This is a genomic window from Marinomonas ostreistagni (assembly GCF_016888445.1).
Taxonomy (GTDB): Bacteria; Pseudomonadota; Gammaproteobacteria; order Pseudomonadales; family Marinomonadaceae; genus Marinomonas; species Marinomonas ostreistagni.
In genome coordinates this window covers 33,612-51,356 of record NZ_JAFEKF010000005.1, presented here as the reverse complement: position 1 = coordinate 51,356, position 17,745 = coordinate 33,612, and the positions used below count along the sequence as shown (strand labels likewise).

The following is a 17,745-nucleotide window of genomic DNA, read 5'->3' as shown; positions in this document are numbered from 1 at the left end:
ATAACCATCCGTGAGGAGTGATTAGGTGTCGGTCTCAGAAAATTTACAACAGGTGCAGCAAGATGTGGCTGCGTTGGCACAACGCTTTCATCGAGCACCTGAGAGTGTACGTTTATTAGCAGTGAGTAAAACCAAGCCCGTGGCGGATTTGCAGGCCGCTTATGAGGCTGGGCAGCGCCTATTTGGCGAAAACTACGTGCAAGAAGCGGTTGAAAAGCATCAGCAGCTGTCTCATTTAGACGATATTGAGTGGCACTTTATTGGCCCACTGCAATCGAATAAATCACGTCAAATTGCTGAGACAATGGCTTGGGTGCACACCATCGATCGCGAGAAAATCGCACGACGTCTAAGTGAGCAACGTCCGGCGGACTTGCCACCTTTGAATGTTCTGATTCAGATTAATATCAGTGATGAAGACTCTAAATCTGGTATCAGTCTTGAGCAGCTGCCAGAGATGGTCGCTTTAGTCTCCAGTCTGCCTAACTTGCGTTTACGTGGCTTGATGGCGATTCCAGCGCCGCAATCCGACTACGCCTCACAAGTGGCGGTGTATGAGCCATTGTTTGAGGCCTATAAAGCGCTGCAAGCACAGCAGACGGATATCGATACGCTGTCCATCGGTATGTCTAATGACCTGGCGGCGGCGATCGCGTCGGGCAGTACCATGGTGCGTGTGGGCACAGCAATATTTGGTGCGCGTGATTATTCCGCGTAACCCGTATACATTTATACAACATATTTTTAGCAGGTGATTAATGAGTTTAAAAATCGCGTTTGTCGGAGTGGGTAATATGGCCTCAGCCATTATTGGCGGACTTCGAGCGAGTGGCTACGCTGGTGAATCGATTGTCGGCAGCTCCATCAATGTCGCTGAGCACGAGGCGCTTGAGCAGCGTTTTGGTATCACCATGTATCAAGATAACAAAGACGCTGTGGCGCAAGCGGATGTGGTGTTCTTGTGTGTGAAACCCAATCTTCTAGGCGAAGTGGTCAGCGAATTTGCTGAGGTCGTGCGTGACGATCAGTTGTTTATCTCCGTTGCCGCGGGCATCGAGCTTAAGGCACTTGAGCGCTGGTTAGCCAAGCCCGTCGCGGTGGTTCGTGCGATGCCTAATACGCCGGCTTTGGTCGGTGCAGGTATGTCCGGCTTAATCGCCAACCAGCACACGACAAGCGAGCAGCAACAGTGGGTGTCTGAGGCGTTTGATAGCTTTGGTAGCCATGCGTGGGTTGATAACGAAGAGCAGATGCATACGGTCACTGCACTGTCAGGCAGTGCGCCAGCGTACTTCTTCCGTATTTTGGAAGTCATGATCGAAGCAGGTCAGGCGCAAGGTTTGGATGAGCAGACGAGCCGCAAGTTAGCGACGCAAGCAATGAAGGGGGCCGCTGCTATGGCCACCACACTAGAGGACGATATTGCGCAATTACGTCGTAACATCACGTCTCCTAATGGCACTACACAAGCCGCTCTTGAGACCTTAGAAGAGCAAGGGATCGAAGGCATTATCAATGCCGCGCTAACATCTTGTGCTGAGCGTTCGAAACAGCTTGGCAAAGAATTCGCTGGCGAATAATAGAGGAGATGACACACATGATGGATAACCCTTTGCTGCTAGTCGTTAAAACCCTAGGTGGCTTGTATCTAACGATTGTGTTGTTGCGTTTGGTGTTACAACTGAGTCGTGCGGATTTTTATAACCCCATTAGCCAAGCGGTGGTGAAGGCCACTAGCCCGTTTTTGAAGCCGCTGCGCAAGGTGATTCCTTCGATAGGGCGCGTTGATACGTCTTCGATTGTCTTGGCACTCGTGGTGCAGGCGTTGATCATTTTTGCTCTGATGAGCATCGTTGGTTATGCACTGCGTCCTGAACAGTATGTCATTTATACGCTGGGCGGCGTGCTCTATCAGCTGCTAGACCTATACTTCTGGGCAATGCTGATTTCGGTGATTTTAAGCTGGGTAGCGCCAGGCTCTGGTCACCCTGGCGCGATGTTGGTGATGCAGATTTGTGAGCCGTTGTACCGCTTCTGTCATCGCTTTATCCCGTCTTTGGGAGGCTTGGATTTATCGCCTATCTTTATCTTCTTAGGGATTACGGTGTTGAAGCAATTCCTTGCGCCATTTGTGATCTAAGCAAATATTTGGCGCAACTGGAGCGACTTATTTGAGAACAACCGGATATTCTTATATGATGCGCAGCCGTAAGGCAGGCCGAGAATCGTCCGGTTCTTCAAACTAATACCAACAATTGGACTAGAGCTATGAGTACAATCGCAGTTTACCCAGGCACTTTTGACCCAATCACAAACGGTCACACAGATCTTGTGGAGCGTGCGGCTAAACTGTTTTCAAAGGTTATTGTGGCAGTAGCGGCAAGTCCTAAGAAACGACCAGCTTTGGCTCATGATATGCGTATTCAGCTGGCCCAAGAAGTGTTGGCACACTTACCTAACGTGGAAGTGGTGGGCTTTGACAACCTATTAACGGAGTTCACTCGCTCGGTCAATGGTCAAGTGGTGGTGCGCGGTTTGCGTGCTGTGTCTGACTTCGAGTACGAATTCCAGTTAGCCAACATGAACCGTGTTATTGCACCGGATGTTGAGAGCTTATTTCTGACGCCATCAGAGAAGCACTCTTATATCTCATCAACCTTGGTGCGCGAAATTGCGTCACTTAATGGGGACTTCGGCATGTTTGTGCACCCCAAAGTGGAGCAGGTGTTAACAGAACACTATAAAGCAGCGGCAGCCGCGAAGCGTTCTTGATTTTATGAGTGCCATTTGGCATTGGATTTATTAGGAGAGCAGCCATGTCTCTAATCATTACTGATGAATGCATCAACTGTGATGTGTGTGAGCCAGAGTGTCCCAACGAAGCAATCAGTCAGGGCGAAGAAATTTACGTCATCGACCCAACGAAATGCACGGAATGTATCGGTCACTACGATGAGCCACAGTGTCAGCAAGTGTGTCCAGTTGACTGTATCCCTCATGACCCTAACTACAAAGAGTCAGAAGAGCAGTTGATGGAAAAGTACTTAGTACTGACCGGACAATTGTAATAAAAAAGCCAAGCTTAATGCTTGGCTTTTTTATGGCTTTAAGTCACGCTAAGCGCCTGTCCTAGTCGGCAAAGATTTTATTTATCATCTCTGGCGTCGGTGTTTTTTGCTCTTCACCCACCAATAGAATCAAAGCATTTAAGCTTAAGTGATGCGATGCACTCGGATGCGTAATAATGCGCCCCATGGTGTCTTGGTAGCCAATGGCGGTGCCGATGTTTTGCTGAATCAGTTTGGTCACTACATCGGCCCAGCGCACATCATACAGTGACACATCCACGCGCACCGTATGATCTCCTTGATAGCGGAACAAATCTTCCAATACTTGCTCTGTTCCAGGAGCAATCAAAGAACGCACCAGCATTTCTGGGTAGGCACGAATTGGGCGAATCACGGCATTGGCGCCGGCGCAGCGAAAACGCTCGCGATTGGCGTCGTCGATCGCTTCGGTCAGGATAAATGCATCGGTGCCGATCTCTTTAATACGATGTAAAGTATCAAACACCAAGCTGTCGCTGTGTGGGGCTAGACTGTCTGGTGACAGCACTACGATGTACTTAGCTTTGTCGACACCAGCCGTATTAAGCATGCCTGGCGTAGTAGCATCGCCAGTGTGATGCACGACCCCTTGTGCGCGCAGCGTCTCAGGCAGCCCTTCAGGAAACTTGGGCGTCAGGATTTGGATTGGCACATCATCAAGCCCTGGCGTATTGCATACCTGTTGCACCAAGAGATTGAGATATCGCTCAGTGTTCGTGGTGGGGGTGTTGATGATCAATAGATGGTCTTGCATAGAACTCCACTCCATACGCCCTTTGATTTTCATTTCTTTGCGCATAATACGGATCTCGACATAGTCACTCGCAATCTGTGCCAGTAGCGTGATCCCTAAGCTGTAAATTAAGACGATGGTAGTCAGTTGGCCCCAAAATGTGCCAGCTGACAGGTCACCATAACCTGTGGTGCTGGCCGAGGTCATAGTGAGCCAAAAGGCCTGCCACCAATCTAGATCTTCAAAGTACACCATCGCCACGCTGTGTGCTGCCACGACGCTGGCCAGCATCATAAAGCGGTGGCGCAGGTCCTTAACCGCATGCAGGTGCACCTGCTTACGGTAGCGGCGGCGAGTGCTGTTTTGACGGTGTATCATCTTGCCGAGCAACATGTGACAGTTATCCCTCTATGTCAGGCATCTCATAACCTAGCTGGCGCCACGATTCATAGACCATGACGGCAACCGTATTAGATAGATTTAAACTACGGGAGCCTGGCTGCATCGGCAAGCGCAAACGCTGCTCTAGCGGCAGAGCGGTAATAAATTCGTGTGGTAGGCCACGGGTTTCGGGGCCGAACACAAGCACGTCGTTGGCTTGAAATCGCGCTTCGCTGTGCGGTCGGCTGCCTTTAGTCGTCAGAGCATAAATGGTTCCAAGCTGGCCTTCATTGTCGCTGACAAAGGTATCCCAGTTTGGGTAGCGTTTGACGCGAGCTAGCTCGTGATAATCCAAGCCTGCACGACGGACTTTTTTTTCATCCAGATCAAAGCCTAAAGGCTCAATCAAATGCAGCTGAAAACCGGTGTTGGCACACAGGCGAATAACGTTACCTGTGTTCGGTGGAATCTCTGGTTGATACAAAACAATATGCAGCATGACACTTTCTCCTAGACATCTAGCCATCATACCAGAGCTGGCTAATTAACTAACTTAACTCGAAAAAAATTAAAAAATCTATTGACGACTAGATACGCTTGTTTATAATACGCCGCACTTGCCCAGATAGCTCAGTCGGTAGAGCAGGGGATTGAAAATCCCCGTGTCGGTGGTTCGATTCCGCCTCTGGGCACCATTATTCTAAAAGCCAACGCTATGTTGGCTTTTTAGCAAGAATTACGGTGTCTTAACCGTTAGCCAGTTTGCCCAGATAGCTCAGTCGGTAGAGCAGGGGATTGAAAATCCCCGTGTCGGTGGTTCGATTCCGCCTCTGGGCACCATTGCTACAAGAAGCCTCGCTTAATGCGGGGCTTTTTTGTGTCTAATTGTTTCATTCTGCACACTTTTTAAACTTTATATATTTCGTTGCCGCGTTTTGGTGTATTTTTATCTAATGCTTAAGTAGATACATCTAATTGGATTAGGGCGAGCGAGTAGTGGTTGCAGGTTAGCTGCCTGTGGCGCTAGTGGCTGGCGATGGGACTCAAGGTGACGGCACAATGACACGATCAGCAAAGATAGTTTTAGTAACGGCATTAGGCTATTTCTTTGCAGGCTGGTTGGGTCAATTATTTGCCGTACCGCCAGGCTACGCGACCGTCATATGGCCCGCTTCTGGTGTGGCTATTGCCGCTTGTTTGCTATCAGGTTACCGTGCCGTGCTTGGGGTATTTATTGGCTCCATGCTGGTCAACATTAGCATCACCTATGGCAATACCGAGCAACTGGTCTTTTTAGTGCCAGCGTTAATCGCCTTAGGCTCCAGTATTCAAACCTTTGTCAGTTATGCCTTAGTACGCCGTTTTATTGGCTTCCCCATCGAATTTCACAACATCCGTCACGTTTTATATTTCTTATTGTTGGCAGGCCCCTTTGGCTGTTTGGTCAGTGCTAGTGTCGGTACCAGTGTGCTGCTGTACTTTGATATCTTGCCTGATGCTCAAGCAGGGTTAAATTGGCTCAGCTGGTGGCTGGGTGATTCAGTAGGGGTGATCGTCACCGTTCCTTGGTTTGTGGTGTTGTTTCGTAAGCGTTTTAAGGTGTATTACGATCATCCGTGGCGCGTAGTTTCGGCACTTTTCATTGTTGCTCTGACGACGGCGTTGATCTCCTCTTCTACGGCCTATTTCGAGCTTAACAAACAGCGCCAAGCCTTTAATAATAGCGCCGAGCTGGATTCCACTTTGCTCAGTGAACGCGTGAAAAACTCGGTCGATATTCTTTATGGTATGGCGGGTTATATTCGCGGCAGCGGGCAGATTTATGATTACGAATTTTACGATTACAGTGAAAACTTGCTGCGTCGTGATCGTGCTATCAAGGCACTGTCGCTGAATCATGTGGTGCTGGAAAATGAGCGTCCATCCTATGAAGCACTGATGAGCGATATGTATGGGCGTCCTTTCCAAATCATGCAACGCAATGCCGACGGGCAGTTGGTGCCTGCGGGTGAGCATTCGCGCTATGTTTCAGTCGGCATTATTTATCCGTCTGAGCCCAACCTTAAAGCGCTGGGGTACGATGTCTATTCCGAGAGCTTGCGCCGTCAAACGATTGATCAGGCGATCCGATTAAATGCTGCGTACCCCACGCCAGCTATACGTCTGGTGCAAGATTCTCTAGCGATCCTAGTATTTTTACCGGTTTACAAAGGCCAGCAGCTGACCGCTATGGCGACGGCGTTGTTTGACATTAGTGATTTGTCCGAACGAGTACTAGGACGACATCGTGATGGCACCACGGAAGTCTACTTGGTCGATCGTCGCACTGGCCAAGACCCTTATGTGATTGCAGCAAGTGACAATGCCACACTGGTCGATGAGGCGCTGTTTGCCAAGCTAGAGACGCAAGCCTTTCCGGTCATGGCGAGAACGATTATCCCTGTCGGAGCTCATCACTGGGAGTTAATACATGTCAGCCCGACGCGTTTTATTGAGCAGCCTTGGGGCACTCATTTCGTATTGGTGGCAGGGCTATTCGTCGCAGGTTTATTGGGCTGGGTTTTGAGTTTGGTGTTTAGTCATGCGGGACAGATTGAACGTCAGGTGACGGCTCGTACCCGCGAGTTGTCTGAAGCCAACGCTGCCTTACGCGATTACGGTGAGCAGCTGCGCCAAGCCACGGAAAGTGCCCAAGAAGCCAATCTGGCCAAAAGCCGCTTTTTGGCCAATATGAGTCATGAGATTCGTACACCTTTGAATGGTTTGTTGGGCAGTATGTCGCTGTTGCAGGAGAAAAACTTAGCCACAGAGCAGAAGAACCTCGTCGCTTTGGCTCTGCAAAGTGGTGATGCGTTGCTGGATTTGGTGAATGATATTTTAGATTTGTCCAAAATCGAAGCCGGCGAGCTGGAGCTTGAATACCACGATTTTAATGTGCAGGACTTGCTCGAAGATGTGTCCAGCCTAATGCGAGTTAAGGCACAAGAGCGAGAAGTGCGTTTCTTTGCTCCGCAAACCTTGTTGCCAGAAGTATTGCTTGAGGGTGACCGTCTGCGTCTGCGCCAAGTCATTTTGAACTTGCTAGGCAATGCCATTAAATTCAGTGAAGCTGGAGATGCGGTGTCTTTAAGCGCTCGTTTGGAAGCGGATGCAGGGCAAACACACTTACTGGTAGCGGTACAGGATACTGGTATTGGTATTTCTGAAGGTCTGCAAAGCCGTTTATTCCAACGTTTTAAACAAGCTGATACGTCCACCACGCGACGTTATGGGGGCACAGGGTTAGGCTTGGCGATCAGTAAGGAGTTGGTCGAGGCCATGGGGGGTGAGATCGGTGTAGAGAGCCAGTTAGGGCAGGGATCGACCTTTTGGATTCGTTTACCTGTGACGCTAACCAAGCAGGCGCCGTTACAGTTGCCAAAGGCAGCAGAGGCGTTAACTGAGATTGTCTTGATCAGCCAAGACGATGCCGATGTGCCCTATTTGCAAGCCATCTGTGTGAGCTTAAACATTCAATGGCAGCATTTAATCAATGTGAACGCAGAGTCGCTAGCCAACGCTCAGCTGTTGTTAGTCGATCAAGCGCTGTTAGCGCAGCCAGATCAGGCGCAGCGTTTACGAGACTTAGCGATACCGATTGTGCTGCTATGTGAACAGGGCAGCACAATCGAGCTAGATAACGTTGTTGCCTCTCTATACAAACCTGTGCATCGCCGCGCATTATTGAATGCGTTAGAGAGTGCTTATGCACAACCGACAGTCTTAGGCGCGTCAGCTGGTGTGCCAGCTGAGCAAAGCCATTTATCGAAACCGAAAGTGTTACTGGTGGAAGATAATTTAACTAACCAAATTGTTGCCAAAGGCATGTTGGCATTGCTCGATGTTGATGTCGATGTCGCTCAAAATGGCGCTGAGGCTTTAGAGCAGGTGCAGCAACAGCGTTACGATCTGATCTTTATGGATTGTCAGATGCCGGTGATGGATGGTTATGAAGCCACTGAACACGTGCGCTTGTTGGGTGCCGATTCGGCCACACCTGCGACGGTGCCAATTATCGCTTTGAGCGCTAATGCCATGAAGGGCGATGATGAACTGTGCTATGCCGCAGGGATGAATGATCATGTGGCCAAACCCGTGACCAAACCACGTTTAGAGGAAGTGCTCAAGCAATGGTTAGCGCAGTAACATGGCGTTCCGTAGCGTCTCGGATGTCGCCACAGGAGCTGTTTCAATGCGGTTGAAAACATGGCTACGCTTTATGCTGGTATTAGTAGCATGGCCAGTAAGTGCTGAAACCTTGCTGTTTACGTCTAATACGCCAGAGCTTTACCCACAAGATAATGGTTACTCGTTGGCTAAAATGGCGAATTACGTGGCACGTTTGAAGCAGCAGGACGAGGCAGTGAAGCTACTGCATGGTGGCGATAGCCTGTCACCTAATCCATTATCTGTTTACGATCACGGCGCGCATTTAGTGGCGATTTTTAATGAAATGTCTGTGGATGTGCTGGCGCTAAATCGACGTGAATTTAACTACGGTATTGATCAGGTAACCTTGTTAAGTGGTCAGTCCGCCTTTCCAATGGTGCTTTCAAACCTTAGGGATAAACGCACCAATAAACCCGTAGCAGGCGTGTTAACACACCTTTTGATGCCCCTTGGCCGATATCGGATCGGCATACTGTCAGCGGTGTCTGATTCGATAAACTCGACCTATTTGTTTGATCAAGCAAGGGTTAAGCAAAGCGCAGAACACCTCAATGGATTGGCCGCTGGGCTCAAATCTCAAGGGGCGGACTTTACCGTATTGGTGACGGAGGCCGATTACCTTGAACAAGTACCACTAGCAAAGCTAAAAGGTATTGATGTGGTGCTCATCACCTATGAAGGCCCAGATACAATCGTGTCTCAGCAGCCGTTAGTGATTCGCTCTGGCGGCATAGACGATGAGATGGTCGCGCTTGATTTTAGTGATCAGCAAGTCTCTGGCAGCATTGTAAAGACCGCGGATGAGCCACCTTTGCGTTCGTTAGAAGCGGTCATTGCCCGTTATACCAGCCAATTAAATGTCGTGTTAGAACAGCCTATCACTACCTTGTCTGCGCCCATGGATTCTTATCGAACGACGCTACGTAGCGGCGAGTCCAGCTGGGCGAATTTGGTGTTAGATGCGGTGCGGGATTACGGCCATGCTGATTTTGCGGCGTTAGGTGGCGGCAGTTTTCGTGGCGATCGCTCTTACCCTGCTGGCTATCAGCTGACGCGCCGTGATATACAAAAAGAACTACCGTTTGGCGGTAGGATTCATGTGGTGGATATTACGTTAAGCCAGCTTAAGCAAATGCTCGAACATGGCGTGTCTAAGGTGGCTGCTTTAGATGGGCGTTTTTTGCAGGTCTCAGGGCTAATTTATCATTATGATTCGAGTCGGCCAGTTGGGCAGCGTATTGTGACGCTGACGGACGCAAAAGGTCATCCGCTGGACGATCGCGTCTATCGCTTAGCTGTTTCGGATTATATGTTGCGTGGCGGTGATGACTATCAATTTGATCAGGCGCAAGCTTATCTTAATGAGGCGAGTCAGCAGCGACTGATTTGGAATATCGTGTCGGATTACTTAGCCAATAGGCCAAGCGTCACACCAGCAATCGAGGGCCGCATTATTCCTGTGTCACCAGCGTCCCATCTTGTACCGAGTAACTTATGAGTCGAAAAACAAAGTGGTTTCATAGCTTGCGCGTGCGCATCAGTTTGGTGATTTTGCTGATTGTGTTATTGCTCGAAGCATCGGGTGGCTTATCTTTGTACTACTTTGGCGCGTTAAATAACGCGGTAAAAGCGCAAGCCGAACAAAAGCTGCCAACGTTAAGAGTACTCAATGAAACCCAATTGGGGATTACCCGCTTAGCGAATTTGTCGAGCATGCTGTCGCGCAGCGAATCCCCTGCGCACAGTCGTATTTTAATGGCGCAAGTGACGCGGCAAGCGAATCAGGTAAAACTAGGGCTCGATGCACTTGGTGAAGGAGAGCAAGTCCAGGCCTTAAAACAAATCGTCGCTTCTGTGGTCCCCAGTATGGCGCGCATTTCCATTGCTAAGGATCATTTGGATCAAGCGGAACATCAGCTAGGAGAGAAGCTTGCCCAAGCGATTCGCTTGACCACTGGCGCGATCGTCGGTGCGCAAGACAAGCCTGAGGATTTGGCCAAGCTTAATATTCTATTGATTAATTTAAGCCAGTTGCTCACCGCAGACACACATTATGCAGAAAGCCAAATCATATCCACCATCGAAACAACTATGGCGCCGTTTGCCGCCAAGGCTGTGCCAACGCATGTGTATTTGCGATTGGTAATTTTAGGGGAGGATGGCGTGGCGGGTGCGCTTGAGCAGCGCGCGCAATATCGCGCAGAAATGCACGGTTTGGATACGCAAAACCGTATTCTACTTGGCAATGTGGTGGACTTTGGCCAGCGTGTTTATGACGATATGCAAGATGATATTGTTGAGCAAGCACGGCGTACGTCTGAACAGGCGACCTTGTTTGCACAATTTTTAGTCGCCATCTTGGTGCTGCAGTTGATCATTGCACTGCTATTGATTGTATTTTTGCACAAGCAATTGTTTAAACGCTTACAGGCGCTTCACGGGTTGGTTAGCCGCCAAAAAAACATTACTAGTCAAGACTTGGATCATTTTGATGAGCGCAATGAAGTGGGCGCTTTGGTCAAACAATTGCAACAATATTTGTCCACTATTCATCAACAACAGCAGCAAATTGCATTGACCAGTCAGCAGTTGCAAACGGTTATTAAGCACTCGCAGATGAAGGTCGCGGTGATGGATCATGAGCATTTACTGTATTGTAGCGAATCACTGCGGCAGATCTTTTTAGAGCATAACTTGTCTGCGGTAGAGGACTTTCCGCAAACCTTGATAGAGCAGCTACGGATTGCTGAGGCGGGGCAGATCAAGCAGCTGCCTGAGGCATATTTTGATCGGCTGCATCAGCGTTGGTACGACATTACGCTCGATGCGATTTATTGGAACGGTCAGGCGTCCTTGCTGGTGAGCTTTATCGACGCAACCGAGCGTGTGCAGGCGGCGCAGCAGTACGAGAAGACTTTAATCGAAGTAGAAAGCGAAGCGTATATCGATCCGCTGACTCGGTTGTTTAATCGAAAAATGTTTGATCGCCAAGTTACCTTGTATGACGCTAATGCACAGCAGCCTATGGCTGTGTTGCTGTTTGATGTTGATCACTTCAAAGGCTATAACGACCGCTTGGGGCATCTACAAGGAGATAAGGTGTTACAGATGGTGGCTAATGTGATCCAGCGTAATACGCCGACAAATGGCTTAGCCATTCGCTATGGTGGCGAAGAGTTTGTGGTGCTTTTGCCCGCGACGGAAGCGGAATTAGCGGTGAATATTGCCCAGACCATCATTGAAGATGTGTACGCACAAGAAGTGCCACATCCGACTTCACCACATCAGTTCTTAAGCTTAAGTTGTGGTGTGAGTGTCTCTTGTGACAGCAGTGAAGCGCTGCTGAACATATTTGATCAAGCCGATAAAAGTCTATATAAAGCTAAGCATTGTGGGCGTAACTGTGTGTTGTTAAACAAGCAGGCGGCCTAGTATCTAAGATCTTAGGGATAAAAGTAGAAGTCTAACCATGTCTAATGTTTCAAGACGGTTGGTTGTGCCAGATATGGTGCGGGTACACCGTTATAAGAGTTTGCCGGAACTGGCGCCCTCTATTTTATTCTTCAGTGGCGGCTCGGCGCTGAATAAGATTGCCCGCTGTCTGAAAGGTTATACCCATCACTCTATTCACATGGTGACGCCGTTTGACTCCGGTGGCAGTTCAGCGAAACTGCGTTCGGCGTTTGATATGCCTGCGGTAGGCGACTTGCGCAGTCGCATCATGGCGCTAGCGGATGAAACCGTGTTAGGCCAACCTAATATCTACGATTTATTTAGTTATCGACTCAGTCACGATGGTTCGCCAGAAGCCTTAGCAGATGAGTTAGCCGCTTTGGCCGCAGGTAGCCATCCGCTGATGCAGCCCATTGTGGCGCCGATGAAAACGCTTATTCAGACGCCGCTTGCACTGTTGCAGCAGCAATTGCCAGTGCAATTCGACTTGCGCGGTGCCAGCATTGGCAATCTGATTATTGCGGGAGGGTATCTCAGTCATCAGCATTTGCTCGACCCCATTACGTTTTTGTTCTCACGCTTGGTTAAAACCTTGGGCCAAGTAACCACCATCGCCAACGGCGATTATCACTTGGGCGTGCGCTTAGAGAGTGGCGAACAAGTGCTGGGGCAGCACTTAATTACCGGTAAGGAAAACGCCGAACTTACGGTGCCGATCGAGGCTATTTGGCTAAATGATGGCTTAGATCGTTACCGGCCGGTGAAGGTGGCCTTGCCAGAAGATCGACGCCAGCAGATCGGTCAGGCAGATTTAATCTGCTATGCTCCAGGTAGTTTTTTTACCAGTATCGTCGCCAACTTGCTGGTCGATGGTGTGGCCCAAGCGGTGCAGGCGAATCCTAATCCAAAAGTCTATTTGCCCAACTTAGGCACTGATCCAGAGCAGTTGGGCTGGCCTTTGATGGCGCGAATTCGCTATCTGCTAACACTGATGCTGCAACACCCTGAGCGCAATAAAACCTCTGCGGTACTTAATTGGGTGTTGTTGGATGACGGTTATGACTATGGGCCTGTAGACGAAGCTCAGCTACAGCAGTGGGGAGTACAAGTGGTGCGTGCGCCACTGCGTGAAGAAAAGCCAGATCGATACGATGAGCAGCGTGTCACCGAGGCGCTATTATCCTTTGCTTAGCGTCTAAGTGTTGTCATTCATTGATCAAAAACGCTACTATTTTCTTCTTCATTATTAAATGGTATTTCCGCCATTCCTTTTTAACGAGATCCAAATGAGTAAGAAAATTCTAATATGTGATGACTCCGGTATTGCCCGCAAGCAGCTGGCGCGAGTTCTTCCTAGCGAATGGGATGCTCAGGTCGAGTTTGCGACGAATGGCCAAGAGGCAGTTGAGTTCATCAAAGCAGGTACAGTGGATGTGCTGTTTTTGGATCTTAATATGCCGGTCATGGACGGCTATCAGACCTTAGAAGCATTGCAATCATTAACAGATGTGCCACAGGTCATCGTGGTGTCGGGCGACGTGCAAGCACAAGCCATCGCACGAGTGAAAGCCCTTGGTGCGGTGGAGTTCCTTAAGAAGCCAGTAGACGGCGAACAGTTAGCACAGGTGCTCGCACAACATCAGCTGTTAAGCAAAGATGGCGATTCCGGCCTTGTAGTAGAAAAAGACGCCGCCGAAGACTTCAGTCTTAATCAATGCTTACAAGAAGTATCCAACGTGGCCATGGGGCGTGCTGCCAGTGTGCTGGCGGACATGTTGAACGTGTTTGTGAAGTTGCCAGTGCCAAAGGTGAACATTCTTGAAGTGAGCGAATTACAGATGGCGCTCACCTACGGTGCCATGAATAACGATCGTTGTTCAGCCGTATCGCAAGGTTTTGTTGGCGCAGGCATTGCAATGGAAGCGCTACTGATCTTTTCGGATTCGAGCTTCCCAGACATGGCGAAACTCCTCAATGTGACCGAAGACATCGATAGTGGTTTAGAAGTAGAGCTACAGATGGACATTTCATCGGTCTTGATCGGTCCGTTTATAAAAGCTCTAGGTGATCAGCTCAATATCGACTTTAGCTACAGTCATCCTGTGGTGCTTGGACAGCATATAAAAGTGTCTGATCTGATCAATGTTAAGCGGGCCAAATGGAAGCGTACGCTCGCCGTGGAAATCGTCTACGAAGTGGATAATTATCAGATCAACTGTGACTTAATGTTGCTCTTTACCGAAGACTCTTTACCCGTCTTACAGAATTTGTTGTCGTACTTGGTGGAGGAAGACTGAGATGTCACAAAACGATATGACCGAACTGCACTGGCTGTTTGATATGCTGCAGCATATTGATGTGGGCTTAGTCGTCATCAATGATCAGTACCAAGTGCAACTGTGGAACGGTTTTATGGAGAATCACTCTGGTATCAGCTCCACCAGTGCCAAAGAGCAATCTTTGTTTGATCTCTTCCCAACCTTGAACCAGCAGTGGCTACAAAGCAAACTGGACAATGTCTTGGCGCTGCGTACCCCGATCTATGTATCGTGGGAACAGCGCCCGCATATTTTTCCATTCAAATCCTATCGTTCCATCACCAGTATCTCTGAGAAGATGTTCCAAAACTTGGTGATTCGACCGATCAATAACGCCAACGGTACTGTGACGCACTTATGTTTGGTGGTGTACGACGTGACCGATGTAGCGGTCAATAAAGCCGCTTTATCTGCAGCCAATCGTAAGCTTGATCAGATGAGCAAAACCGATGGTCTGACGGATCTTAATAATCGAGCCAGTTTGGATCGAGCATTGAAGCTGACTTACGAATCCTATATTTCTGGCAACAGTGGCCCACATTCGCTGGTTATGGCCGATATCGATTTCTTCAAGAAAGTAAACGATAACTATGGTCATTTGATCGGCGACCAAGTGCTGCAAGAGGTCGCTAAAATTCTGTCTGGAGGCTCGCGCCGAGGGGACTTTGTGGGCCGTTATGGTGGCGAAGAGTTCTGTGTCTTGTTGCTCAATACCAACGCCGAAGGAGCGCGGGTCTATGCCGAAAAAATCCGTCAGCAAATCGAAGCAGCGGTCATCACCACGGCCAAAGGGGATATCAATATCACCATCAGTATGGGCTGTAGCGAATTGAGCGATAAATATTCAAGCTTGGCGAACTGGATTGAGAGCGCCGATAAAGCGCTTTATCAAGCCAAAGAAAATGGCCGTAACCAGACGGTTGTGTCGCAGTAACGCCAGTGTTCAGACAACAAAAAGCCCCATCTAGTGACTAGGTGGGGCTTTTTGCATTAAGAACGGTTCAGTAAGCGTTTTTCGACCGCTTTGATCATCATTGAGGCTATGTCTTCGTTGGTCGCTGTTTCAATGCCTTGAAGTCCTGGAGACGAGTTGACCTCAAGTAGTAGCGGGCCATTATTAGAGCGGATCAAATCCACGCCGGCGACTTTAAGATTCATCGCTTTAGCAGCCTTAATGGCAATACGTTTTTCTTCGGCGGTAATCTTCACCAGCTCCGCGCGCCCACCTTGGTGGATATTAGCGCGGAACTCGCCAGGCGCCGCGACGCGCTGGATCGACGCCACGACTTTGCCATCAATGACAAAGCAGCGTAGGTCTTTGCCGCTGGCTTCTTTGATAAACTCTTGCACCAAAATATTGGCGTTTAAGCTCTTGAACGCATTAATCACCGATTCGGCGGCTTTTTTGGTTTCCGCCAAGACCACGCCCTTGCCTTGAGTGCCTTCTAGCAGCTTGATGATCAGCGGCGCACCGCCAACCATGTTAATCAAATCCGTAGTGTCTAACGGTGAATTAGCGAAGCCTGTGGTCGGAATCGCTAAGCCATGCTCGAGCAGCAACTGCAGTGAGCGCAATTTATCCCGCGACTGAGTGATCGATACCGAGTCGTTTAAACAAAAGATGCCGAGCGACTCAAACTGGCGCAATAACGTACAAGCATAAAATGTCATGCTAGGACGAATGCGTGGAATCACAGCGTCTAAGTCGTTCAAAATACGGCCGCCGCGATAATGAATTTCGGGGGTCGTAGCGTCGAGCTTCATATAGCAATGGCGTACATTCAGAAACTGCATTTCATGGCCCAGTGCTTCACCTGCCTCAATGATGCGGCGGTTGCTGTATAGATCTGGATTACTCGCCAATACGCCAATTTTTAAACCGCCTGATTTGATTTCAGGCACTTGGTACAGCGTGGCTAAGTTATCCTGTAAGCGGTCGCCCAAAATACAGCTGATTTCAGGGTCGACTAAAAGTCGGCCATTCATGGCTTCTCGACCAAGTAGCATGCGATAACCCATGCTGTCGCGGTCCGTTAGTGTGAGCTCAACAGGCCAAACTTGATCACCTAATTGCAGTGGCACTTGGATCACGTAGCGCTTTTCTCGATCACCACTGGAGCTTTTGATCACGCGCTGATCCACCACTTCGGCTTCACAGTGGACCACAACTTTGCGGCTGTCTTGCAGTGGGTGTACCTCAAACGTTGCCCACAAATGTCCGGCACGTTGGAAAGTCTGAATATTCACAGCGTGCAACGACGACGTCTTGGCGCCGGAATCGACACGCGCCTTAATCGCAGGAATGTTTAGCGATGGGAACGCACACCATTCAGCATTGCCAATGACGGTTTTGTGTTCAAAAAAATCACTCATAATCGGGGTAATCTCATAGCATCCAGCGCTTGTCTGGCATCAGAAAAAGAAGAAAAAGAGCGTAGTAAAACGGTCTAATTAAAGGTTCGCTCTGAGATTGTTTATAGACCAAAGTTAGCGATTTAGTAAGTAATATTTTGCAGATCAAATGCTATTTTTTAATCTGAATGTCCAGCATTACGTCAAACTATTGTAATACCCGCCTGAAGGGCTAATATGACGTCTAATAACGGTAATATTTGGAGTGATTGATGGATGCTCAGCTAATGCGCGAGCTGGAGGAGCTTGGTGGCGAAATTCGTCCAGCAAGCTTGCGAGACTGTGATGAAATTATCATTGATCAACCGGGCTTTTCGGCGCGTATCGCTTTATGGGGCGGCCACTTAGTAAGTTTTGTACCAGCAGAGCAAACCGATTGGTTATTTCAGTCTGACAATGAAGGCGTGGAAACCCGTTTTGGCCGCCGTCATTTTGGTGTGCCGGTTTGCTGGCCTTGGTTTGGTGCCAATCAAGACGATGATGATTTGCCTGCACATGGTTTAGCGCGCTATTTTCGCTGGCAGCTGGTCGAAGTTGGGCGTTTCAAAAATGGCGATGTGAAACTGGTTATCCGTCTGGCGTCTGAAGATCATCCGTTGCTAGAAGAAATGTGGCCCTATGCGTTTGAGTTGCGCCAAGTCTTTCGTTTGGGCGAAGGCTTTAGCATCAATTTCTCAGCAGCCAATCTATCCGATCAAGCCATGCCTGTGTCCGAGGCACTGCACACGTATTTCCGTGTGGGGGATAACCAAGCGGCGCGTGTCAGTGGTTTAGACGGTGTGACCTACATCGATAAGTTCAATGAAGGCAAACAGAGCACCCAAGAGGGCGATGTGACGCCTTGTGAAGAGCTAGATCGCGTTTATATCAATTCACCTGAGCAAGTGCGTCTGCATGACCCTAAACTGGGTCGTACCTTGCTGATCGAATCACAAGGGGCACGCTCAACTGTGCTGTGGAATCCTGGCGAAGCCTTGGCTAAATTGCGTGCCGATATGGAAGAGGGCGATCAGAGCCACTTTGTCTGTGTCGAAACCGCCAACGCCTTAGCCAATCAATACCAGATCGCTGCGGGTGATATGCATCAGCTGCGCCTCACCGTGCGCGCCGAGTCACTCGACTGAGTGTTTAC

The 17,745-nt window shown here is 49.2% G+C and carries 15 protein-coding genes, 2 tRNA genes and 1 pseudogene; 14 read left to right on the top strand and 4 right to left on the bottom strand.

What is annotated here, in order from left to right; genetic code table 11:
* Nucleotides 1-25: 25 nt before the first annotated feature.
* The 5 genes from JQX58_RS13160 to JQX58_RS13140 all read left to right on the top strand — a co-directional run bounded on the left by JQX58_RS13160 (nt 26) and on the right by JQX58_RS13140 (nt 3,068).
* On the top strand, nt 26-718 hold the full coding sequence (locus tag JQX58_RS13160) for a YggS family pyridoxal phosphate-dependent enzyme (RefSeq protein WP_204147329.1): 693 nt from the start codon (nt 26-28) through the stop codon (nt 716-718).
* Between the two features lie 40 nt (nt 719-758).
* The gene (proC, locus tag JQX58_RS13155; protein WP_204147328.1) at nt 759-1,580 is read left to right on the top strand and encodes a pyrroline-5-carboxylate reductase; all 822 of its coding nucleotides are present in this window, start codon (nt 759-761) and stop codon (nt 1,578-1,580) included.
* A gap of 17 nt (nt 1,581-1,597) precedes the next feature.
* Entirely contained in the window at nt 1,598-2,140 is a 543-nt protein-coding gene (locus JQX58_RS13150) for a YggT family protein (protein WP_204147327.1), read from the top strand.
* A gap of 128 nt (nt 2,141-2,268) precedes the next feature.
* Nucleotides 2,269-2,772 (top strand): pantetheine-phosphate adenylyltransferase, encoded by a 504-nt coding sequence (coaD, locus tag JQX58_RS13145; RefSeq protein ID WP_204147326.1) that lies wholly within the window; start codon nt 2,269-2,271, stop codon nt 2,770-2,772.
* A 44-nt stretch (nt 2,773-2,816) separates the two neighbouring features.
* On the top strand, nt 2,817-3,068 hold the full coding sequence (locus JQX58_RS13140) for a YfhL family 4Fe-4S dicluster ferredoxin (protein ID WP_204147325.1): 252 nt from the start codon (nt 2,817-2,819) through the stop codon (nt 3,066-3,068).
* A gap of 61 nt (nt 3,069-3,129) precedes the next feature.
* Here JQX58_RS13140 and JQX58_RS13135 read toward each other — a convergent pair whose 3' ends face one another.
* Both JQX58_RS13135 and trmL read right to left on the bottom strand, forming a co-directional pair.
* The gene (locus tag JQX58_RS13135; protein WP_204147324.1) at nt 3,130-4,233 is read right to left on the bottom strand and encodes a potassium channel family protein; all 1,104 of its coding nucleotides are present in this window, start codon (nt 4,231-4,233) and stop codon (nt 3,130-3,132) included.
* A 7-nt stretch (nt 4,234-4,240) separates the two neighbouring features.
* A complete protein-coding gene (gene trmL, locus JQX58_RS13130; RefSeq protein ID WP_204147323.1) occupies nt 4,241-4,720 on the bottom strand; it encodes a tRNA (uridine(34)/cytosine(34)/5-carboxymethylaminomethyluridine(34)-2'-O)-methyltransferase TrmL in 480 nt (159 codons plus the stop codon).
* Between the two features lie 120 nt (nt 4,721-4,840).
* On the opposite strand from trmL, the gene JQX58_RS13125 reads away from it, so the two are divergent.
* The 8 genes from JQX58_RS13125 to JQX58_RS13090 all read left to right on the top strand — a co-directional run bounded on the left by JQX58_RS13125 (nt 4,841) and on the right by JQX58_RS13090 (nt 15,135).
* A tRNA-Phe gene (locus JQX58_RS13125) sits at nt 4,841-4,916 on the top strand.
* Between the two features lie 69 nt (nt 4,917-4,985).
* Nucleotides 4,986-5,061, top strand: a tRNA-Phe gene (locus tag JQX58_RS13120).
* A gap of 219 nt (nt 5,062-5,280) precedes the next feature.
* On the top strand, nt 5,281-8,406 hold the full coding sequence (locus tag JQX58_RS13115) for an ATP-binding protein (protein ID WP_204147322.1): 3,126 nt from the start codon (nt 5,281-5,283) through the stop codon (nt 8,404-8,406).
* Nucleotides 8,407-8,452: 46 nt separating this feature from the next.
* Nucleotides 8,453-9,928 carry a bifunctional metallophosphatase/5'-nucleotidase gene (locus JQX58_RS13110; protein WP_204147321.1) on the top strand — a complete coding sequence of 492 codons (1,476 nt, stop codon included), beginning with the start codon at nt 8,453-8,455 and terminating at the stop codon, nt 9,926-9,928.
* Complete coding sequence (locus JQX58_RS13105) at nt 9,925-11,862, top strand: GGDEF domain-containing protein (protein WP_204147320.1); 1,938 nt, start codon at nt 9,925-9,927, stop codon at nt 11,860-11,862. The genes JQX58_RS13110 and JQX58_RS13105 overlap by 4 nt, the downstream gene beginning before the upstream one ends.
* A 37-nt stretch (nt 11,863-11,899) precedes the next feature.
* The gene (locus JQX58_RS13100; RefSeq protein ID WP_204147319.1) at nt 11,900-13,075 is read left to right on the top strand and encodes a GAK system CofD-like protein; all 1,176 of its coding nucleotides are present in this window, start codon (nt 11,900-11,902) and stop codon (nt 13,073-13,075) included.
* 94 nt (nt 13,076-13,169) lie between these two features.
* Nucleotides 13,170-14,180, top strand: a complete 1,011-nt coding sequence (locus JQX58_RS13095) for a response regulator (protein ID WP_204147318.1) — start codon at nt 13,170-13,172, stop codon at nt 14,178-14,180.
* A 1-nt stretch (nt 14,181) separates the two neighbouring features.
* Nucleotides 14,182-15,135, top strand: a complete 954-nt coding sequence (locus tag JQX58_RS13090; RefSeq protein ID WP_204147317.1) for a sensor domain-containing diguanylate cyclase — start codon at nt 14,182-14,184, stop codon at nt 15,133-15,135.
* Nucleotides 15,136-15,191: 56 nt separating this feature from the next.
* On the opposite strand, the gene rimK is transcribed toward JQX58_RS13090, so the two are convergent.
* Nucleotides 15,192-16,094 (bottom strand): 30S ribosomal protein S6--L-glutamate ligase, encoded by a 903-nt coding sequence (rimK, locus tag JQX58_RS13085; protein WP_338040741.1) that lies wholly within the window; start codon nt 16,092-16,094, stop codon nt 15,192-15,194.
* A 72-nt stretch (nt 16,095-16,166) separates the two neighbouring features.
* Nucleotides 16,167-16,574, bottom strand: a pseudogene (locus tag JQX58_RS15375) (ATP-dependent zinc protease family protein); the annotation flags it as partial.
* Between the two features lie 251 nt (nt 16,575-16,825).
* Between JQX58_RS15375 and JQX58_RS13080 the strand changes: the two are divergent.
* A complete protein-coding gene (locus tag JQX58_RS13080) occupies nt 16,826-17,737 on the top strand; it encodes a D-hexose-6-phosphate mutarotase (RefSeq protein ID WP_204147316.1) in 912 nt (303 codons plus the stop codon).
* Nucleotides 17,738-17,745: the final 8 nt, after the last annotated feature.